The sequence below is a fragment of the Pedobacter hiemivivus genome (genome assembly GCF_004331685.1).
Taxonomy (GTDB): domain Bacteria; phylum Bacteroidota; class Bacteroidia; order Sphingobacteriales; family Sphingobacteriaceae; genus Pedobacter; species Pedobacter hiemivivus.
The window spans coordinates 129,118-151,745 of sequence record NZ_SJSM01000011.1 but is presented as its reverse complement, the minus strand read 5'-3'; the positions used below and the strand labels follow the sequence as shown (position 1 = coordinate 151,745).

At 38.5% G+C, this 22,628-nt stretch carries 16 protein-coding genes; 7 read left to right on the top strand and 9 right to left on the bottom strand.

What is annotated here, in order from left to right; all coding sequences use genetic code 11:
• The first annotated feature begins 88 nt into the window (after nucleotides 1-88).
• Entirely contained in the window at nucleotides 89-1,561 is a 1,473-nt protein-coding gene (rpoN, locus tag EZ444_RS17265; RefSeq protein ID WP_131610398.1) for an RNA polymerase factor sigma-54, read from the top strand.
• Between the two features lie 10 nt (nucleotides 1,562-1,571).
• Here rpoN and EZ444_RS17260 read toward each other — a convergent pair whose 3' ends face one another.
• The 3 genes from EZ444_RS17260 to EZ444_RS17250 are packed head-to-tail and all read right to left on the bottom strand — an operon-like array spanning nucleotide 1,572 to nucleotide 6,590.
• Entirely contained in the window at nucleotides 1,572-2,591 is a 1,020-nt protein-coding gene (locus EZ444_RS17260; protein WP_131610397.1) for a PorP/SprF family type IX secretion system membrane protein, read from the bottom strand.
• 1 nt (nucleotide 2,592) lies between these two features.
• Nucleotides 2,593-6,075 (bottom strand): PKD domain-containing protein, encoded by a 3,483-nt coding sequence (locus EZ444_RS17255; protein ID WP_165503646.1) that lies wholly within the window; start codon nucleotides 6,073-6,075, stop codon nucleotides 2,593-2,595.
• Nucleotides 6,076-6,134: 59 nt separating this feature from the next.
• Complete coding sequence (locus tag EZ444_RS17250; RefSeq protein WP_169472257.1) at nucleotides 6,135-6,590, bottom strand: response regulator; 456 nt, start codon at nucleotides 6,588-6,590, stop codon at nucleotides 6,135-6,137.
• Between the two features lie 118 nt (nucleotides 6,591-6,708).
• On the opposite strand from EZ444_RS17250, the gene EZ444_RS17245 reads away from it, so the two are divergent.
• The 6 genes from EZ444_RS17245 (at nucleotide 6,709) to EZ444_RS17220 (ending at nucleotide 13,809) form a co-directional block, all read left to right on the top strand.
• Complete coding sequence (locus EZ444_RS17245; protein WP_131610395.1) at nucleotides 6,709-9,024, top strand: Rv1355c family protein; 2,316 nt, start codon at nucleotides 6,709-6,711, stop codon at nucleotides 9,022-9,024.
• Nucleotides 9,011-9,727, top strand: a complete 717-nt coding sequence (locus EZ444_RS17240) for a hypothetical protein (RefSeq protein ID WP_131610394.1) — start codon at nucleotides 9,011-9,013, stop codon at nucleotides 9,725-9,727. The genes EZ444_RS17245 and EZ444_RS17240 overlap by 14 nt, the downstream gene beginning before the upstream one ends.
• Nucleotides 9,724-11,880, top strand: a complete 2,157-nt coding sequence (locus EZ444_RS17235) for a sensor histidine kinase (protein ID WP_131610393.1) — start codon at nucleotides 9,724-9,726, stop codon at nucleotides 11,878-11,880. Before EZ444_RS17240 ends, EZ444_RS17235 begins: the two co-directional genes overlap by 4 nt.
• A 13-nt stretch (nucleotides 11,881-11,893) precedes the next feature.
• The gene (locus tag EZ444_RS17230) at nucleotides 11,894-12,973 is read left to right on the top strand and encodes a hybrid sensor histidine kinase/response regulator (RefSeq protein ID WP_131610392.1); all 1,080 of its coding nucleotides are present in this window, start codon (nucleotides 11,894-11,896) and stop codon (nucleotides 12,971-12,973) included.
• Nucleotides 12,963-13,373: a response regulator gene (locus EZ444_RS17225; protein ID WP_131610391.1), complete on the top strand. Its 411-nt coding sequence runs from the start codon at nucleotides 12,963-12,965 to the stop codon at nucleotides 13,371-13,373. The genes EZ444_RS17230 and EZ444_RS17225 overlap by 11 nt, the downstream gene beginning before the upstream one ends.
• A 163-nt stretch (nucleotides 13,374-13,536) precedes the next feature.
• Entirely contained in the window at nucleotides 13,537-13,809 is a 273-nt protein-coding gene (locus tag EZ444_RS17220) for a UBP-type zinc finger domain-containing protein (protein WP_131610390.1), read from the top strand.
• Nucleotide 13,810: 1 nt separating this feature from the next.
• Here EZ444_RS17220 and EZ444_RS17215 read toward each other — a convergent pair whose 3' ends face one another.
• The 6 genes from EZ444_RS17215 to EZ444_RS17190 all read right to left on the bottom strand — a co-directional run bounded on the left by EZ444_RS17215 (nucleotide 13,811) and on the right by EZ444_RS17190 (nucleotide 22,510).
• Entirely contained in the window at nucleotides 13,811-14,713 is a 903-nt protein-coding gene (locus tag EZ444_RS17215) for a DUF5996 family protein (protein WP_131610389.1), read from the bottom strand.
• A 69-nt stretch (nucleotides 14,714-14,782) separates the two neighbouring features.
• Nucleotides 14,783-16,033, bottom strand: a complete 1,251-nt coding sequence (locus EZ444_RS17210) for a YdcF family protein (protein ID WP_131610388.1) — start codon at nucleotides 16,031-16,033, stop codon at nucleotides 14,783-14,785.
• Between the two features lie 83 nt (nucleotides 16,034-16,116).
• On the bottom strand, nucleotides 16,117-17,487 hold the full coding sequence (locus EZ444_RS17205) for a RagB/SusD family nutrient uptake outer membrane protein (protein WP_131610387.1): 1,371 nt from the start codon (nucleotides 17,485-17,487) through the stop codon (nucleotides 16,117-16,119).
• A 10-nt stretch (nucleotides 17,488-17,497) separates the two neighbouring features.
• The gene (locus tag EZ444_RS17200; RefSeq protein WP_131610386.1) at nucleotides 17,498-20,791 is read right to left on the bottom strand and encodes a SusC/RagA family TonB-linked outer membrane protein; all 3,294 of its coding nucleotides are present in this window, start codon (nucleotides 20,789-20,791) and stop codon (nucleotides 17,498-17,500) included.
• Nucleotides 20,792-20,878: 87 nt separating this feature from the next.
• Entirely contained in the window at nucleotides 20,879-21,904 is a 1,026-nt protein-coding gene (locus tag EZ444_RS17195) for a FecR family protein (protein ID WP_131610385.1), read from the bottom strand.
• A gap of 57 nt (nucleotides 21,905-21,961) precedes the next feature.
• Nucleotides 21,962-22,510, bottom strand: coding sequence for an RNA polymerase sigma factor (locus EZ444_RS17190; protein WP_131610384.1), 549 nt, complete (start codon nucleotides 22,508-22,510; stop codon nucleotides 21,962-21,964).
• Nucleotides 22,511-22,628 lie beyond the last annotated feature (118 nt).

Here is a 22,628-nt window from a genome sequence, read left to right as displayed (position 1 = left end):
CGTTCCTGATTTATATTTCAGTAAGTACTTTTATCAATACGAAATGTGTATTTTTGGAGCGGGTACATAAATACCTAGTTATCATTTTATGCTAAAACAACATCTACAACAAAAATTACTTCAAAAGCTATCTCCGCAGCAGATTCAGTTTATAAAGCTGTTGCAAGTACCGACAGTTGCTTTAGATACTCGCATAAAAGAAGAATTGGAAGAAAATCCAGCACTGGAAGATCCAAGTTTAATGATAGCTGAGGAGCCTAAAAGTGAATATGACGACCTGAACGATACGCCGGAAGAATATGATGCTGGCGCAAAGGAAGAAAATACGGATGAATTTAATGTTGATGATTATTTACAAGATGACGATGTAAATGATTACAGTACCTCCTACAATAACAATGATGATGATGAGGAAAAAAAGGAAACACCAATAGCTATTGAAAGCACCTTTTTTGAAAGCTTACAAGAGCAACTAGACCTTGTTCCCCTCTCCGATCAGGATTTTATTATTGGAAAACAAATTATAGGCAGTTTAGATGATGATGGCTACCTAAGAAGACCTATTACCTCCATGATTGATGACCTTGCATTTTCTCAAAATGTTATGGTTGAAGAAGAGGACGTTCTTGACATGCTCAGGGTTATACAAAATTTTGATCCCCCAGGCATCGCAGCAAGAGACTTACAAGAGTGCCTTACTTTACAGTTAAAACGTAAAGACCTTAGCAATCCTATCATTGTAAAAGCCATCCTTATCGTTGAGAATTATCTCGACGAATTTACAAGAAAACATTACGACAAACTCGAAAAGGCCCTTAACCTAAACAGTGAGGATTTAAAAGAAATTATCGCAGAAATATTAAGGTTAAACCCTAAACCAGGCGATTCTAATCAGGTAACCACAAAACAGTTACAGATCATCCCAGATTTCCATGTCTCTAATAATGATGGGGTGCTCATCCTGACGTTAAACTCAAAAAATGCACCAGAACTGAGGGTAAGCAGGTCGTACATTGATATGTTTGACCATTATGATAAAGCAGCTCAAAAGGATAAAAAACTAAAAGAAGCGGTACAATTTGTAAAGCAAAAATTGGACTCTGCAAAATGGTTTATTGATGCCATTAAGCAAAGACAACAAACCTTGCTTAAAACCATGAATGCCATTATGCAATATCAATATGAGTATTTATTAACAGGTGATGAGCGCAAAATGCGTCCGATGATCCTAAAGGATATTGCTGATAAAATAGATATGGATATTTCCACCGTTTCACGTGTGGCCAACTCTAAATATGTACAGACTGAATTTGGCACTTTCTTGTTAAAATCCTTCTTCTCGGAGGCGATACAAACAGAAAGTGGTGAGGAAGTTTCTAATAAAGAGGTGAAGAAAATTCTGGAAGATTGTATCGGTAATGAAGACAAGCGCAAACCTTTAGCTGATGAGAAGCTTACAGAAATTCTGAAAGAAAGAGGCTACAACATTGCAAGGAGAACGGTTGCTAAATACAGAGAGCAAATGAATATTCCGGTTGCCAGATTAAGAAAAGAGCTTTAATCAGCTCATTTTACCACATTCTTCCACCGCTAAAGACTTCGTAAACATTGTTAAGTTGCAAGCCCAATACAATTTCGTGACTGCCATTGCTTACCTGGTTCAATCCTGATGTCGTAAAATCGTAAGCATAAGTTAAATTAAGCAACTTGCTGATGTTGATTCCAGCCATGGCCGAAAACGAATCGTCTTTACGGTAACTACCACCCAGCCAAAGCCTGTCTCTAAATGATACCTTTAGGTTCACATCAACCGATACGGGCACCGGACTTACCTGTTTAACCATAATTGAAGGGGTTGCAGAAACTTCATCATCAATGTATACCTTATAACCAGCTGTAATAAAAAAATGTGGCACCTCTTTCCCCATGTTGTAATTGGGATCGCTGGTAAACGACAGCTTTTGTTGCAAAATTTGCTGTACGGATGCGCCTGCAAAGAGCCTTCCACTGTATAGCCATACCCCTAAACTCAGGTCGGGTTTTAGTTGACTTGGGATACCATTCGAAATGGAGGGGTCAACACGAGTTTGGTCTTCAAAAGTTAAAGCATTAATATCCAGCGCTACCCTACTTACCCCCGCAGCAACACCAACAGACAAATTATAGGTATTGCTTAGTTGAAGGTGATACGCATAGGTTAAACTCGCGTCGAGTCTGGAGAGTGGCCCTAATTTATCGTAAACTGCAATAACCCCCATACCATGGTGTGCTGGCGATGAGGTATAGTTCTGCATATAATTCCGATCCATTGGGTCATCGCCTTTATCAGGTAAGGACAAGGCATTTTTCCATAGATACCCCGATCCAAGACTCCAATTTGCGGTTACAAAAGAAGTTTGAGGTGCATTATCAATTCCGGCCCATTGTTTTCTGTAGCCAACTTTTATATCTGTATAATTCTCTATACCACTAATTGCTGGATTTAAGAGATAATTATTCAGCACATATTGCGTATACTGTGGCCGTTGCTGTGCAAAACAGCAACGGCCCAATAGCAATTGGATAATAACTAAATATATTGAGCGTCTCATTTTATCTGATCAAAGTTAATGAGCCAGTAATTGTTTTCTTTCCATTCTTTGGATTGATGATATAATAATAGGTACCTACAGGCAATTGTATCCCTTGATAATTGCCATCAAAAGGTATTGAATATCCCTGACTAAAAAAAACTTTTTCTCCATATCGGTTAAAAATATCTACAGTAGCGGCTACGTACGTTTCAATATATTTGATGACCCATACATCATTTACACCGTCTCCATTGGGACTAAATGCATTAGTAGGTTCTATGCTTTTTATAACATGAACAAAAACACGTTCTGAAGTAGAACAGCCTGTTGCAGTTGTGACTGTAAGTGTATATACCCTATCGCTGGTCGCAAAAAAAGTAGGGCTCAATACATTATTTCTGCTTATTCCCTCCGAAGGACTCCATTCGTAAGTATTTCCAGAACTGCTGACACTCACATCTATTTGCTTTTCTCCTCCTTCAAGAATATAAAGATCTGAAGGCAGCGTGACTATTGGAATCGGATCAACAACAATAGGTTTGGTCAGAGATTCCTCGCATCCCCCGTTATGAGCAGTAAAAGTATAAGTAATATCATGCCGCCCTACCCCAGCTACGCTCGGATCGAACCAGCCATCTTCGGTAATACCTAGCCCTGTATATTTAGAATCACCTGCTATGCCAAGCGTTTCCGAAGCTTGTGTAAGCTGAATTTTACCTACATTGATACACACTGCAGGAATATTATTAAAAGAGATTATTGGCGAGGGATTCAACAAAATAACCTGAGGGTAAGTATTAGAACAGCTTTCTCCAGAATAGGCGACCATTTTTATGGTAAAAGGTTTTGGATCAGCAGTTATCATCGCAGGATAAGTATGTTCGTATGATTCATTGAGCACAGGATCGTCATCTTCAATAAATTCACCTGGCTTATTTACAGCATCAAAATATATACGCAACTTGATAACAGTACCAACAGAATGTACTGTAGAAGTATTTATGATTTCCACTTTTTTGTTACTGCAAAGATTATCCTTATTCACAACGTCAAACTTAGCCTCAACATCTGGACCATTCACTGTAAAATCGCTTGTGATAAAATCTGAACACCCATTCGCATTAGTAACTGTAAGTTTAACGGTATACAACCCAGGTTGATTATATTTATGTGTACCATCAACAGCATTAGATGCATTCCCAACACTACCTACATCACCAAAATCCCATAAATAACTTGCTAAAGATGCCGTAGTTCCATCGCCATCAACGGAAAGATTTTTAAACTCGGCAATATTATCCGAAGAGCATATTTTAGGTAAGATAAACTTTGGTATAGGTAAAGCGGTAATGGTAATTTCTTTTGAATAAAGTAAGCTCACGCAACCAGTTGCACTTTCTGTAACCAGGGTAACTTTAAACTTACCTAATGATGTATAAGTGTGCTGAACAACCGAAAGAGTTTGATCCGTTGGTATTGGTGTATTATCGCCAAAATCCCAATGCCATTTTACAATAGTCGCACCAGCCTCAACAATAGACTTGTCCTCGAAGGTGTGTGGTTTATTGATACAACCTACCAAACCTGCTGCAAAACCTGTTGTTATTTTAGGTCCTATAGTTATCGTTTTAGGCAGTACATCAGACATACAACCTTCATCAAGACCAACTGATAGCTTCACTACAAAAGGTCCCGATGCACTAAAAATATGCTTAGGGTTTTGTTCAGTAGAAAATGTTCCATCACCAAAATCCCAGAGCCACTTGTTTAAAGGTTTACCTGGTATATTAGATAACCCCGCATCAGTAAACTGAATTTCCGTGTCTGCACAGTTTTCATTTGGAAACTGAAAATCGACTGTAGGCAAGGGATACACATCAAATGTATAACTGAACTCTGCCTCTCCACTAAGGCAACCCGTACCATCATTTGGCAACTCTATCTTTATAGTGATCCGATGCGACCGGAGTTCAGTAAACGTTTCCGATCTACCGAATTTGTATTCGTAAGTTAATGTTCCATCCGCCGCAGGAATAATTACATGGTCTAAGGAGCCAGGTTCCTCGGGACCATCATCGAGTTTCCATGTAATTTTAGCCACCAGATAAGGAAGGATAATCTTAAAATCAGATTCCTGCCCTACGCACGCATTCTGCGCATCGCGTTGCGTAATTTTATTGGTGACGAGGAAATAAGTAGTAGCTGCAAGATTGGTACCTGCCGAATAAGCATAAGATTCATGATCCCCAAAACCGTAAGCTATGGCATTAAAACCTTCATTCGCTGTCAGATAAGAACTTGCAGCATTAATTTGAATTTGGGTAAAACTATATTCAGGATTTGACGGAACTGGAGTCCACATTGTATTCACGGGTGTTCCATCAATTTTAAAAGTAGAGGTAGCGGATGTTTTTATCAAGACATTAATGTATCGCTCAGTGATGCGTTCCTTGTCGGACGAAAAGAGCGTCGTAGATTTCACGTTGAATTCGATCGGATTAAGGAGCACCATTTCGGGATCACCAAAGATTTCGGTTCCTCCGGCAGATGAGCAAGCTTGAGTTAAAGAATATTGTGCAACACTTATTCTTTTATCTGCTGTAACCAGGGCACTATTGGTCAGCTCGCCACTCGTATAAAAGTCACCTTTATTAAGCGGAATAACATTGCCTTCAAATTGTACAGTGGTATTGTCTTCCTGCGCCAGTATTCTTATAATATGGCGTCTGTTAATGAAAGGTACAACCCCGTAACTCTTTCCCCAGCTCCCTGTCGGATAAAGCTGCTGAAAAAGTGGATCACGTGATCCATTACAAGCAATTTTAAGTGAAGTACTACCTGAATAAGCAGCAAAACGTTTATTGCAATTATCGGGAGATGTTTTGTCCACCTCTACATACATCCCGGTAAGATCCTCCTGATTCGGAGGTGCATACTCATATACATCTCCTGCATTCGCAAAATCTACCTTAAATGAACTTCCGTCCTTTTTATGAACTATAAGTGTAGTATTTGCATCAGCAGCAACAAGGACTAAAAAATTTCTATTTACTTCTCCATTGCTAACATCCTGAATATAATTCATGGAGTAATATTCTCTCCCCAGCGCCTCTCGGGGGAGAATAAGTGAAGCGGCAGACCGTGCCCCTGCATAAATATGTTCAAATACAGCGACCTTATCACGCCCGGGTGTAACTTGTACATGAATACCTTTGTTCGCAATTATACTGTTCGCATCACCTACAATTATATAGGAATCTGCTCGGGGTACATCAACCCACACTGCCGTATTACCGGGTATGTTTACCGGCCCAGAATTAAAACTACCACAAGTAACCGTTACTTCTGAACTCGTCTTTGTGGTAATATAAATCCGAACATTGGCTAAATTAACAGTCCCGTTATTGTTTCTCGAAGGGTCATGCGTTGGAAATACGGCCCAGAAATCTGTTCCTTCATTTGATATATTCTGAGCTTCCGCATTAACAAATGGAAAGCACAAGAGCGCCCATATTATTAAAACCCATCTATACATATTACTTAGTTACCCCTTTAGGATAACTAAGATAACAGATTTTGCCTTAATAAAAATTCAAGTTGTTGATTTGCCAATAATAATTTTGCAGTAAGATCTCTATTCTCTTTTCTAAGCATATATATTTCATACGCTTTTTCGATATTGATCTTTAAATCCGCTTCCATCCAGGGTTTCTGAATATAGCGATATACCTGTCCTTTATTAATGGCATCAATTACGGCATCAATGTCTGTATATCCAGTAAGGATCATCCGAATTGGGTCGGGATGCTTCTCTAAAATGGAAGCCAAAAACTCAACCCCAGTAGTTTTAGGCATCCTCTGGTCGGTAATGATCACATGAATTTCTTCCTTATCTAAAATAACTCTGCCTTCATCTGCAGATTCCGCGGTAAAAATATTATACAACCTTCTATAAGTGGCCTTAAACGCACTTAAATTATGAGGTTCGTCATCAACATACAGGATATTCACATTCATTTGTCTGGAAATAAAAGTTAAAAATACTTTTTTATTATTACTCTTAAAAGCCTATTTTTAGTTCTTTCAATAATTTACCTATTTTTTTTTATTTTTATAGCATACATATATTAAAAAAATGCAGTCTCAAGCTCATCCTATTTTAAATTTTGAAGCCCAAATTAACAATACGAAACAATTAAACACTCTCTACAAGCCTGTATTATTTAACACCAAAAACAGTACCGAAAAACAAAATTTAGCTGATCTTTTAGCTAATAAACCACATATTCAGATTTTTGATTGTATTGAGTCTCAAATCGAAGAACTCATTAAATGTTTAAAGCCCGGAATCCCCCCTACTGAACTGAAAAAAGTAGCTGAAAATCACCGCGGCTCAACCCCATTATTTGATTACGGAATATGGGTCTATTATCCATGGGCCGAAAAATTAGTTCACCTTCTTGATGAAGAGGAATTTGTGGTTGTACGTACCAATAGAAATAAGCATAAGATTACGGCAGAAGAACAAACGCTACTTTCGCAAAAGAAAATAGGTGTTATGGGATTGTCGGTTGGACAGTCGGTTTCTTTAACCTTAGCCATAGAGCGGGGTTTCGGAGAATTGCGTATTGCCGACTTTGATGAGCTTGATCTTTCCAATTTAAACCGCATCAGAACTGGCATCCATAATATACAGTTGCAAAAGACGGTTATCGTGGCCAGAGAAATTGCCGAGCTTGACCCTTTTTTAAAAGTAATTTGTTTCCATGAGGGCATTACTGATGAAAACATTGATGCTTTCCTAACTGAAAATGGGACACTTGATCTTTTAATTGATGAGTGTGATAGTTTTGATGTAAAGATCAGTGCGAGAGAAAAAGCTAAAGCATTAGGTATTCCCGTTTTAATGGAGGGTAGCGACAGATGTACGATTGATATTGAAAGATTTGACCTTGAGCCTGAAAGACCTGTTTTACATGGATTCGTAGAACATATAGATATGAGCGTTTTTAAAACGCTTAAAACACTGGATGAGAAAGTACCCTATATTGCTCCGGTAACTGGAATTGAAACTTTATCTCCAAGAATGAAAGCTTCAGCGGTTGAAATTATGAGCACCATATCTACCTGGCCTCAGCTGGCCAGTGCCGTTACTTACGGTGGTGGAATTACGGCCGACCTTTCCAGAAAAATTTTATTAGGTAGCTTAAAAATATCAGGCAGATTTTTCATTGATATAGATGAATTAATTGCAGATGAGGTACCTAGCCCAGAACCAATCGAAGAGCCTCGCAATAAGCAGTTAGATCCTTCGGAGCTGAATACTTATTTATCAACTCATCAAATTGGTGAGGATACGAAAGGTGATCCCATCTCAGATGTGCTCATTCATAAATTGATCGCTTCAGCAGGTAAAGCACCTTCAGGAGGAAATAATCAGCCATGGCACTGGCATTATAAAAACGGAACTTTACACCTGTTTTTAAATAAAGGAGTATCTGGCGCCTATTTAGACCCTGATTACATTTCTTCTTATGCTTCTTTAGGTGCTTCTATAGAAAACTTACTATTGGAGGCTGCTGTAAATGAACTGGGTGTGGAATGGAGTTTTACACCTGAGCTTTTCCCTGATCATATTGCCTTTTTCAATTTTAAAGGAAAGCATGTGCTGAGCGAGGGCGAGAAAAACCTTGCTGCACAAATATCAGAAAGACATACCAACAGAAAGCTTGGTATGGCACAGGAAGCGAACATTGCTGATCTGGACCAGCTAAAAGCGATTATTGAGACCAAAGAAATTGGTTTACATTGGCTTACTGCTGCTGAAGATAAAACTGTATTGGGTGATATATCAGGCCAAGCCGATCTACTACGTATGTTTACTCCCGCGGCACACGAAGATTTTATAAAAAAAGAAATGCGCTGGAATCAAGAGCAAATTCTGGAAACAGCGGATGGTATTGGAATAAATACCCTCGACTTAAGCAATCAGGATCAGATTGGTTTAAGGCTGATGAAAGACGAAAGAGCTGTTGAATTTCTAAAAAAGATAAAAGGCGGTAACGCCTTTAAATACCTTGCCTTAAAGCAATTCCAATCATCCCCCGCTATTGGCTTAATTACTTTACCGCAACACAGTCCCCTCGATTACTTAAAAGGAGGCATGGCGGTTGAAAAACTGTGGCTCGCCGCCACAGCATTAGGCTATCAAATTCACCCCGTAAATGTTCCTTTAATTTTCTTTTACAAGAATAATATTCAGGAATTAAATGACCTTCCTGAAGAAAGTAGAAAGCAAATTTTCAATTTACATCAAAAATTAAAGCATTTATTTAAAATAACTGATAATATTGCAGAAATATTCATGTTTAGAATATTTAAAGCAGAATCATCACCTCAACGTACAATTAGAAAACCCTTAAATAAAACTTTATCCATTGGAACAGCATAGACCGCAGATCACCAAGCTTTATTTTAAAGCGTTTAGAGCCGTAGATAATCGTGCGGCTTGTATGAAATTTATTGAAGGGCACACGCATGTATTAGAAATATTTGGAATTACGAAAATTACCTCTGCAAAAATAGACTGGGTACTTAACCCGGGTGTTTATGTAGTTATTGTAAGTGCTGAGGAGGATGGAAAAGCATTAGCTGGCAGTAGGGTTCATGTTGCTGATGGAATTACCCCACTTCCTATTGAGGGCGCTGTTGGCGATATGGATGACCGGATATATGGTATGGTGGCCGACAGGGTTGCCAAAGGAACCGGAGAGCTTTGCGGCGTATGGAACTCATGGGAAATTGCAGGATTGGGTGTTGGTAGTTGGGTGTTGAGCCAAATTACTGTTGCCTTATCAAGCCTGATCGGTTTACAATCATTATTTGGCCTCACCGCTCCTGCGACCTACAGAAATGCTGTTAGAGGTGGTTTTAGGGTAGTTAAGGAGATTGGTATCAATGGGAAGTTTTATTATCCTAAAGAGGATCTTACCGCTACCGTTGTTTTGAATGACGAATTAGATACCTTACCGACTGCAACTCAGGATTCTCATGATTTTGTAATGGCTTTGAGAAAGAATCCAAAACAAACCATCCCTATCCCAAACAAAACAAATGATGGCTTTATTGACATGCATATTGATATAGTTTTATGATAAAAAGTACTTGCAAGAAATTAGTTTTCCTTATTTTCTTTTTATGCTGTACTTTTTTTACCAAGGCCTCGTTTAGAGACAGCAGAGATTCTTTATTTAATTTAACGGAACACGCTAGTATTTTAATTAATTTCCCAGACAAGGCCACTATAAATTGGGTGATGAAGGCGCAGGGAGAGTTTAAGAGATTAGATGCTCCCTTTATCAATTTTGGTAAAATAGATAAAACTGTCTGGCTAAAAGCTGACTTCCCAAACATCAAGAAATCTGTTGCTGATCCGAGTATTTTGATCGATCAGGCGAGATTGGAAATTGCCGACATCTACTTTGTGAAGGACAACCATGTCATTCATCAAATTGCAGGTCAGAAGCATAGTACCGTTGCCAGTTTTGATTTCCCAGGAAATACCAGAAGTTATGTTATACCACGATCAGTGGTTGATCTGGATCCTGAAATATACATCAAATTGTATTCTGATGAAGTTATTATTGCTCCAGTTTACGTAGCCGCAAAAATTGAATTTGATAACATTTTTGCAAAAAGAGATATATTCTTTGGAATATATACGGGCATCATGATCATCATGTTTGCTTATAACCTATTTCTGTACTTTAGTATTAAGGACAGTAGTTACCTCAACTATATTTTTTGCATCATCTTTACCTGGGCAACTCAGGTGACCTTACAAGGCTATTTCACCAAGTATTTTTTAATAGATTATGCCTGGTTTGACAATATCGCGGTTATCCTTTTTGCCAATCTGGGGCTTATTGCGTCTATACTTTTTACGCAGTCGTTTCTCAACACGAGGGTAAATGCACCAAAAAGTCATCGCATCATCAACATCCTGCTCACACTGTCCGTAATCAACACGGTTATTCTGTTGTTCGGATTTAAACACACCTCTTTTACAGGTATGCAGGTGCTTATTTTGGCAGGGTCTATCATTGGAACTTACACAGCCTACCAGTCTTTTTTTCATAAAAAATTTAAACCGGCAGGATACTATCTGGCATCCTGGTCGTTCTTATTTTTTGGAATGATGATTTTCATCCTTAAGGATTACGAGGTATTACCCTACAATACATACACCAATTATTCTGTTCAATTTACTTCTGTAATAGAGGTTATGCTTCTTTCTTTTGCCCTGGCAGATAAGATTAACTTCTTTAAGAAAGAGAACGAGATTGCTCAGAAACGTGCACTCCTGATCTCTAAAGAAAATGAGCAACTGATACTCCAACAAAACATTGAATTGGAGAAAAAAGTAAATGAAAGAACTGAAGCCTTACAAGAAACCAATGCCAATCTTAATCATGCTTTGAGTAACCTGAAGGCTGCACAGTCGCAGTTGGTAGATGCTGAGAAGATGGCTGCATTGGGACAGTTAACGGCCGGTATTGCACACGAGATCAACAACCCGATTAACTTTGTAACGTCAAACATTAAGCCATTACAGCTTGATATAGACGATTTAAAAGAAATCATCAATCGTTATGAGCAGATCGATTATTCGTTGGATGTGGTTGAGCAAATTAAAGAAATTGATGCTTTTAAAAACCAAATTGACCTCGCCTTTATAAACAATGAGATCGAATCGCTGTTGACCGGTATTTCTGATGGGGCGAAAAGAACAGCAGAAATCATCAGAAGTTTAAGAAACTTTAGCCGTTTGGACGAAGATGATTTAAAACCGATTGACCTAAATGAAGGCTTACAATCTACCTTGGTTTTGGTAAAAAATACAATGCCGGATAACCTTAAGGTATACAGAGAATTTGGGAATTTACCTAAAATTGAATGTCTGCCAGGTAAAATAAACCAGGTATTCATGAACCTGATATCCAACGCTATACAAGCGATTAAATCTAACGGAAAAGACCGGAAAGAAGAGCAACTCACCATAAAAACCTGGTACGAGGATGCCGGGGTTAAAATTAGCATCAAAGATACCGGTACGGGTATGACCGATGAGGTTAAACACAAGATATTTGAACCTTTTTTTACCACCAAAGAAGTTGGAGAAGGAACGGGTTTAGGTTTATCAATTGTTTTTAGTATAATTGAGAAACATAAAGGTCATATCGATGTGATATCCGAAGTAGATAAAGGAACAGAATTCATCATTACATTACCTGTTAATACACAATAAGCAAAAGCGTACTATGAGTGCACCCAATGTAAGAGTTCTATATATTGATGATGAGGAAAATAATCTTCAGGCTTTTAAAGCGAGTTTTAGGCGACAGTATGAAATCTATACGGCCATATCAGCCGCTGAAGGTTTAAAAGTATTACAAAACATTTCGATACAAGTTATTCTGGCCGATCAAAAAATGCCGGGGACTACGGGTGTAGAGTTTTTTAAAAGCATTACAGACACCTACCCTGATCCAATAAGGATATTGCTCACTGGTTATACTGATATTGAAGCGCTTGCTGATGCGATTAACCATGGCGATATCTACAGGTATATCACCAAGCCTTGGAATGATCTGGAACTGCACAATTCCATCAAAAATGCTTACGATGCTTATAAGGCCAAAATTGACCTTAGAAACAAAGTTGCTGAGCTGGAAAAGACCAATGATGAACTGAACAGATTTATATATAGTATTTCCCATGAATTAAGGGCTCCCCTTGTTTCGTCCATGGGTATTGTTAATCTAGTTAAAATGGAAGGGCTTTACAACTCCAGTGGTGAATATTGGAGCTTAATAGAAACCTGCTCTAATAAGTTGGATTACTACATTCAGAAAACGCTTCAATACTATAAAAACAATAAAACCATTTCAGAAAACACGGCCATTGACTTTCATAAGTTGGTACCTGAATTGGTTGAATTATATACTTATGCTGATCACGAAACCACCTTTAGTGTAGATATTCATCAGAACGAAGAGTTTTATGGCGATGTTTTTAGAATTGAGGTGATCTTGGGTAACCTGATCTCCAATGCAATAAAATATCAGAAAGAAACCGAAGTAAACAAAAGGGTAAGTGTGAATGTTAATGTTAGAAGAGAGCAAGTTGAAATCTCCATCATTGATAATGGGATGGGTATTTTGAATGAGCACCTGGAAAAGATTTTCACTCAATTCTTCAAGAGTAAAGTGAATCAGGGCAGCGGATTAGGCTTATTTATTGTCAAAGAGGCGTTGAATAAGATTAATGGAAAAATCACTGTAAGTTCTGATCCAGCTGAAGGCACCACCTTTAAAATAACCATTCCCAATGCTAAATAGTCACAAAACAGTTTTATTAATAGATGACAACGATGTTGATTTAAAGATCAATTCTAAAATCATAAAAATATCGAACTTCTTTGAGGAAATCGTTACTTGTCTATCGGCAGATGAGGCGCTGAATTACCTTCAGCAAACCTTAAACAATGATGGTAAATTACCGGATTTTATATTGCTGGATATACAAATGCCGGATATGGATGGCTTCGAATTTTTAGAAGTTTACAAGAATCTTCCCAAGCGGCTAACGGGAAATTGCACAATTGCGATGCTTTCTTCGACACTTGATTTTGGAGATATCAAAAGAGCTGAAGCAAGTCAACATGTTGTTAAATTGCTAAAGAAACCCCTATTACCTAAAGAACTTGCGGAAGTTTTGAAGAAACATTTACCTTCATAGAGCGCTTTACAGCTATTTCCCCAAACCTACTGGCTCAAAGTCCATGCAATAACACTTGTAAGTTGGAATAATATGATTGTTTTCATCGTGGATTCAAACTGTAAAATAAGTTTACAACTAACACAACCTCAAAACATAGTGTTATGAAAGTTGTAGTCTTATCATGGAAAACGATCAAATTTGCGAACATATCAAGGATATTAAAGCGTTAAAGTTGCCCAAAGAACTCATTTGCGAAGAATGCATTAAAACAAATAGCACTTGGGTTCATTTACGAACTTGTCAAACTTGTGGTATGACATTATGCTGTGACGACTCCCCCAATACGCACATGACAAAGCATTACCATGCCACACAACATCCAGTTGTGAGCTCCGCTATGCCTGGCGAAAGGTGGTTATGGTGTTATAAAGATGAAGTTTTTGCAGATTATTAAATTAATATTCCAGCGATGCTCTATCCCATTTCGCCAAATTGGCGCCAATATTATAAGTACTGTGTAAGAATTCAATTAATTTATCACTTGGCTTTTCTGCGGATTGTACAGCTGAATAAGGCAAAATAAACTCACCTAATGTTTGGTGATAATAGGCTTCGTCGGGTTTAACTTTTGCGTTCTTGTAACCCTCAGGCTCGGGGTATAAATAACAATAAAAAGCGGCTTCATTCACCCCCCCTCCACCCGTCCAAAAGCCTGAACTACTTACCTCTCTACAATATGCATCTTCTGCAACCCAATTAGGCATACCGGGTACTCCCCCTGGATGCTTCGGCGCTGTGCGACCAGAAAAAAAAGATAGTGCTAAGTCAAAACTCCCCCAAAAAAAGTGAATAGGGCTACATTTCCCTCTAAATTCAGCCCTGAATTTCATAAAAACATCCTGCATATTTAACAAAGCCTTATGAAAAGCGATAATCTGCTCGTCCTCATAGCTAGCATGAATCTTATCCTGTTCGAAAGGTATAGGATCAGCCAGTTCTACGGGAATAGGTTTGATCGTTACATCGATTTTCAAATCTGTTAGCACTTCGAAAATTTTCTTATAAAAACCAGCAACAGAAATTCCATGTAAATCAAATTGTCGGGTTTCCCCGTTGCTGGTTATAATTTTTAACTGATGTACAGTAAAATCAAAATCTATCTGAAAGTTTTGATCATTATACCGCATCGACCCTGTGGTTAAGCCAGTAGCAGTAATCTGCAGTGCAATATGCCAGGAATGATTTACCCAGGGAAGAACTTCAAGTTTTATTTTTCCAACAATCTGCGACCACAGTTGCACAGTTTCATAGGTAGACTTTCCCTTTTCATAAGAAAGTATTGGCCAATTCTGTTCCATAGTAAGAGGGCTTTAGTTCTCTAAATATATAACTACAACTCCATTGCTACAATTGTTTGATTATTTGAACTATGGATCCATAGGTTCATCATAATCAATTTGTAAGGACATTACATTTGGATAAAATTCAAGCATGGTATCTGATAAACGATTTCCCATCCGATAGGGTTCATAGCCAAGCTCTTTAATACAACGTTTAGGCATAACATCGCTGATATACATACTTTGTGACTTAACCGTTACGGTAAGCGCTTTCTTATCCATAGGTATACCATACCGGAACATGATTCTGGCCGCATTACGCATATTTGTGGTTGTATGCCTAGCATGAGGTTCCATAATAATTGCACTTTCGGGAATCTGTAGCCTTTGTATTAAAAACTTTTTCATTTCATGAGCCTCACTGTATTTGGTTTTATAAGGATGCACCCTACCACCAGAAACCATAATAAAAGGTGCTACTCCATTCTGGTACTGTTCTACAGCTAGGCGACAGCGCAACATCCCACCGGCACTTAATTCAGTATCATGTTCTTCAGGCCCTTCACCGGGCACCAATATCAAGCTATATTTATAGGTGCCAAAGTTTGTCTTTTTGATGGCCAAAAGGCTTGATTTGTTTACAGTGCTCATCATGGGCTCATAATCTGCTGCATCATTCCGCTCGTTAATTTCCAGAGCAACCAAAGCAAACTGCATTGAAGGCTCAAAAAACAGTTTATTTTTGGTATTCAAACTCAATAAGGCATTCGTAGTAACCAGCTCAGGGTAGCTTTTATCTTTCACATTAAACCCTATCGAATCTATTTTCGGGTAGTTGGGTTTTGATCCCTCCACATATACCCCAATGGCAAAGTTAATTGCCTTAGCATCCTGTTCCCATGCTTTAAGCAGCATATCTACTGGTTTCAAATTGCTATACATGTTATAGCAGCCTGAAGGAATGACCTGACTCTTTACCATCGCTCCTAATGCATTATTCTCTTTAAAAAGAAAGCTTAAACGGCCACAAACAGCGGAAATTTCATCTTTAGAAAACTTAAAAGCAGCGGTAAAACAGGCAGTATTATTCTGACAACTTTTAAGTGCATCTGTTATTTTTGCTTCCCGCGCTTTAAATAAATCACTCATCACAGGATCATTTTGAACAAGCTTTTTTACAGCCTGATCTTGTTGTAATAGTGTAAGCAGATAGTAGTTTTTATACTGCACAGCGTTATGGGTGCTTTGGAGCACATACTGCCTATTTGGCCCCTCACTTTGTGCCCATACATTTATGGTGCAGAACCAGCAGCAAATCAAAAAGAAAAAAGATCTCATATAAAGTGTTTTATAATCCATTCAAAAATATTAAAAATAAAAGGCCGGTACCTCAAGGTACCGGCCAAAATTGGTAAACAGGGTTAATTATAACCCGTATTTTGCCAGCCATTTTTATTATTAATATTGTCAATTTCTACCTGCGGAACCGGATAAATACTCCTGAAAGTCGGGATACCAGGGAAAATCGCAGTCATTTGATTTGTTCTCACAATGTCAAACCAGCGATCAGCTTCCAAAGCCAGCTCCAATCGTCTTTCCAAATATACAGCGGTCCGGAACTCGGCCTGCGAGGTAAGCATAGCCGGAGTTTTTAAAGACGCTTTTGCAACTTCACGAACCGCATTAAGTGCCTTAAAAGCCTCCGCATTTCCATAAGCAGTTTCATTGAGTGCTTCAGCGTACATCAATAAAACCTCAGCACAACGGAGAACCGGAAAATCACCACTGGTTTCATTGTTTACTTGCGGAGCGTTAAATTTCCCTGGCCTACCACCTGTTCCTGTTATAGCAACCAAGGCCTTACGGTTGTCACTGGCTTCAAATAGGGATTGCGGAATATTAATGATGTTGGTATTGTTGTTATTTCTATAGCGGTTATCCTGATTAACAAACTCTTTTACCCCACCTAGTAGATATTGAACTGCAAAAATAACATCCTTGCTTGTTTTAAGGTTATTAGGGAAAGTTTTAGCCTGTGGAACTGTATCCAGTATGGTTTTGGCGTAAATAGCTGTCACAACAGTTTTTAAAGCAGGAACAGCCAGATCAAACTTTTTCTGATAAATGTAAACCTTGCCCAATAAGCCGGTCGCGGCATAACTAGTTGCCCTTCCCCGCTGGGCATCTGGCCAGGATGTTGGGAGTTTTACCGCAGCATCAGTTAAATCATCAATTACCTGCTGGTAAACCTGTGCAGCTGTAGCACGAGAATTTTGTCTCGCTTCCTCCGTGCTTTGAACTTTTAATACCAAGGGAACATTGCCCCAAAGACGGGTTAAATTAAAATAACTTAATGCCCTTATAAATTTCGCTTGTCCTATGATCTGATTTTTAATGGTCTCACTCATGCTTATTTTAGGTGCCCGATCTAAAATGATATTGCATCGGTATACAGCTCTGTAATTTCCAATCCAGGCTCCTGTAAGGATATTATTGGCAGAAGTTTCGGAAAATACTTCAATCTGATTGCGGACACCTGCTCCTGAGCCGGGATCATTATCGATCAGGTTATCCCCTCTAAGTTCGCCTAAAGTTAACAAGTGATTGCCATAAAGACTGTCTGTTTGTAAAGCATCATAGCAACTGATCAAACCTCCTTGTAATCCTTTTTCGTCATTATAAAACGTGTCTTCAGTATAGGAATCAAGCGGCTTTAAGTCCAGAAACTTTTTGCAGGATGTGGCGGTTATCATTAAGCCACAAATAAGGATTGATATGATATATGTTTTCATCTTTCTAATTTTATAAAGTGATGTTAATGCCTATTGATGTTGTTTTAGCTGTTGGATATACCCCATAATCTTCTCCATTTGTAGTGGCATCTGAACGATTGGTAACCTCCGGATTGTATCCTGTGTAGTTGGTGAAGGTAAAAGGATTTTGCATAGACACATATACTCTGACTTTAGTTAAGGATATTTTCTTAATCAGTCCCACCGGTAGCGTATAGCCCAAAGAAATGTTACGAATGCGTAAATAAGATCCGTCTTCAATATGCCAGGTAGATGTGGTGCCATTGCTCCCTTTAGCCGCACGATTGGCCCTTACATCCTGACCACTGCCCGGATTACTTTCCGAAATCCAGCGGTCCAATGAGCTCACCATATTATTCATGTTTCCTTCCTTATTAGCAAAATATCTGCGGGAAAGATTAAGGATCTGATTTCCATAAACACCCTGCATGGATACACCTAGATCTATGCCTTTATACTCTGCTGAAGTGGCAAAGCCATAGGTAAACTTAGGAAGGTAATTACCTACTAGCTCACGGTCTTTTGTTAAATCAATAATCCCATCACCATCAACATCCTTAAATTTAAAGTCACCTGGTTTAGAAGTATTCAAGTCATAGTTTCCCTGAGTATCAGTGTAATGAGGATAAGCATTTACTTCAGCCTGATTTTTAAACACACCTAAAACTACTGGCAAATAGTAAGAACCAATAGGCTCGCCCACTCTTGTGATAAAGTACGCATTGGCTACAGAGCCTGTTTTAATGATATCTGCATTGCCTGGGCCTAACTCTACAACCTTGTTTTTGTTTTTAGAAAAGTTACCACTTGCCGTCCATTTAACTCCACCAAATTGCTGTTGTGTACCTAAATTAATATCGATCCCTTTATTGTTAACCTTCCCAATGTTTTTCAATTCGGTAGCAAAACCGGTAGAGATCGGCACCGGTACATCCAGTAGCAGGTTGTTGGTGTTACTATTGTAAACATCAACAGATAAAGTAAGTTGATTTTTGAAAAAAGCGGCATCAAATCCAAGATTTAACTGTGCCGTTTTTTCCCATTGTAGATTATCATTTGGTCGAGCTATTGGCGCTACACCATTAATAACACCTGGAGTTGTGCCGCCAAACACGTATCCATAATTGTTCATCGTACCCAGTGCTGCATAATTAGGGATATTAAAATTACCGGTTAAACCATAACTAGCCCTCAACTTCAGATCAGAAATTGATTCTGACTGCTTTAAAAATTCTTCTTCCGACAATCTCCAACCAAGAGAGGCAGATGGGAAATATCCCCATTTGTTATTTTTTCCAAATTTTGAAGAACCATCCGCTCTTATCGAACCGGTAAATAAATACTTTCCTTTATAGCCATACTGCAACCTGGCAATACCTGAAGCCAAAGCCCATTGTGTTTTTGTACCCGTTCCATTGGTTACAATACCTGCCTTTATAAATTCTATCTGGTCACTGATAAATCCTTTAGAAGCAAAAGCATAGTTACCACTTAAATCATCTTTTTGGGTAGACCAGCCAATTAAAGCATTGATATTATGGTCGCCAATCGTTTTAGCATAATTTAAGGTTTGCTCTAACAACCAATTGGTTTCTTTTATAGTCCGGGAAGAGCCTGTTGCCTCCGACAATGGATTTCCTGCGGTATTGGATTGGGGGAGAATAGATGGTCTGAAAATATCCTCTGAACTGTTAAACAGGTCAATCCCCAACTGAATTTTGTACTTTAAATTTTTTAGTACTTCCGCTTCTACAAAAGCACTACCGGTCATTCTCGTAGCAGCCACATCATCTTTTTGCAACATCGCCAATGCTACCGGATTCCAGGCCTGCGTTTCTCCGTTTCCACTTGCAGTTGTGTTGTTTGGCAATGTGGTAATGGTACCAGGACTCCAGGAATTTTGGGCAAAATTATAGCTACCATCAGCATTGTACACAGGGAAAATTGGCGAATAATGTAATGCTGATGCAACAATACCTCCGCCATTGGAATTATAAGCACCATTGGCGTTTACTCTTTTTTCATTAATGACCGAAGGACTGAAATTAACACCATATTTGAAAACTCCTTTCTTTCCTTCCAGGTTTAACCTGCCACTATAACGTTTAAAACCACTGTTTAAAATAATCCCATCCTGATTAAAATATTCCATAGAGGCGTAGTATTTTAACAACTCACTTCCACCTGCTGCAGAAATGGAATGGTTTTGTATTGGGGCTGTTCTAAAGATCTGATCCTGCCAGTCGGTATTGGTTAAGCCCTGCTGCCCTTGCAGATATGGCAAAACCTCTAGTGGCATCACCGTATTGGTATTGTTGGCTGTATTGAACAGTCGGACACCGTTATTATCGTTTACACTAAAACCAACTACAGGTTGTCCGAGAGCGACATTCTTCCTATTTATAGACTCCATCGCATCGGTATAAGAATTGTTCCTTGAATCCAGAACCATTTGCGCATACTGGTAAGCATCCATCATATCGATTTTATGCGCTAGTGACTGCCAACCGGTATAGCTGTTGACACTGATAGTTGATACGCCATTCTGGCCTTGCTTTGTGGTAATCAGTACCACTCCATTAGAACCTCTTGAACCATAAATTGCCGCAGATGATGCATCCTTTAAAACCTCAATAGATGCAATATCGTTTGTATTTAGCGTATTGATGTTGTCATTTGAAATGGGCACACCATCAATAACATACAATGGATTTGAACCTGCAGTTATGGTACCTACCCCGCGAACTTTGATGGACAATGCACCGCCAGGAGCTCCTGATCCCTGTGAAACCTGGACACCAGCCATTTTTCCAACCATAGCCTCGGCCGCATTGCTAATGGGTTGGTTCTCCAGATCGGCAGCTTTGATGCTGGCGATGGAAGTGGTTACATCCTTCTTTTTCTGACTCCCATATCCTACAACAACCACATCTGTTAAGGTAGTTGAAGCTGGGTTGAGCTGAATTAGCAGAGTTGCCTGTTCACCGGCTTTAAGCACATAATTATCAATGGTTTTTGTAACATACCCAATGAATGAAGCACTGATACTGTAGGGTACATTTGCAGAAAGGCCCTTTATTGAAAATTTGCCTTCTCCGTTCACCATTATCCCTTTCTTTTCGTTGGTTTTTGTATTGAGTAAAAGTATGGAGGCCCCAAGTAATGGTTGGCCAGCTTCATCTTTTACAATTCCTGTGATCTCTGATGTTTGAGCCCAGGTCTTTGCCGAGACTGATAACATCAGTAGACAAAAGAACAAATGTGTAGTAAGTTTTCTAAGCATAATCTATTTAATTTGATTGTTTTTTTTGCAAAAGGACCCCTTCCCGCCTTTATTCGCAGGTTATTTTATTTTAATATGGTTCTGGATTTACTTTCTAATCAGGTAACCTTCAGTCGTTTTAATTTGATTTAGTTTATTCAATTCGGCAACTTCTTCTAGTATGGTATCTATCGATTGCGTTAATTTTAAACTTCCCGTAAATGACATCTCAGCTAAATCAGCCTGGTCGTAAATAATCTTAACTTTATATTGTTTTTCGAGCTTAGCAAAAACATCAACTAAAGGCGCTTGGGTAAAATTTAGTTCCTTCATGGCGTTTTCCGTCTTGATCGATAGCGTCTTAAAGTCGGAGACTTTCACTTTATTGATTAAGCTATTGTATACCAATTCTTTTCCAGGTAACAGAATCTTACTAAATGCTAAAATTTGATGCATTGAATCCAGGTTTTTCACCCAAACCTTACCTGTATGCAGCTGTACCTTTATAAACTTGCTCTTCTCTAAAGCTGTAATGGTAAAAGATGTTCCCAAGGCAGTTGTAGAAATTCCTTTAGCATACACCACAAATGGATGTTTCTTGTCCTTTGTAACCTCAAAAAAGCTTTTGCCGTTTAGATACACTTCTCGCTTATTTTTCCCAAATGGAATAGCATATGTCAATTCTGCTCCCGGATATATTTTAACAACAGAACTATCTGGCAGGGTAAATAACTGGTTGTGTTCTGTATAATTTGTTACTGACTTCCAGTTTATCGGGTTTGTTTTATCAATGCTTAAGATCTTGTTTTTGGCCAGTTCTATATTGGAGCCAGTTCTGTTTAAATTTAAAAGACCAACTGCCAGTATCGCCAGAACAACTGCCGCGGTTGCTAGAACTTTTATCCATTTTAAGCGATAAACTTTAGTTATAGTCTGCCTTTTTATCGCATTAAGCATCTCCTCAGTTTTTAGCTCATCTATTGTAGCCTCATCCATTTGGTCCCATTCATCTTTACTTAATAAATGCGCTGGCAGCTCATCAACATTATCCAAATAGTCTAGCACCTGCAGCTTTTCTTCGGGGCTACATTGTCCTTTAAAATATTTATCCAACAACTGATCAGATACACTCATACTACTAATACGATTGAATTAGACACAAACCCGTAACGGGCAAAAAATATTTTTTAATTAACGGAGAAATTTAAAAAGAAGGATAAACACTGGAAGATAAGCATAACCATTAAGCTGCTTGGTGGCCAGCGAAATGTGCTTTTCTACCGTTCTGGGAGAAATAGAAAGCTGTTCGGAGATTTCTTTATAGGAATACCCTTGTAAGCGATTTAAAATGAAAACTTTTTTACGTGTAGGCGGTAGCAGACTTAAAGCGACTTCCAATTGCTGATTGGTTTCAAAATTTTGATTCTGGTCAGCAGCCTCTTCAGAAATCCTGTTATAGTAAAGTTTAAGATTCCGCTCATCATTTGCCAGCTTTTTAAAATAGTCAAGCAGTGTGGTCTTTGCTATTCGGAACAATTGATGATCAAACTCATGCGCTTCCGATAGCGTATGTTTAAAATTCCACAACTTTATAAAAGCAAGCTGAGTTAGTTCCTGAGCAAGATCTTCAGAAGCCGTCTTTTTCAAAAGATAAGCATACACCTTTTTGTGACATAGTTTAAAAACTATTTCAAAAGATATATGATCCCCCTCTTTTATATTTTGGATATAGTTTAACATCACGGCACAAAACTATTTGCTATATGTTAGCTAAACCTAAATATAGTGTTAATTCTAATCAAAAATTAAAAAACACTTTACGATTTATACCTGCATTTACTCAGATTCCCCATTATTA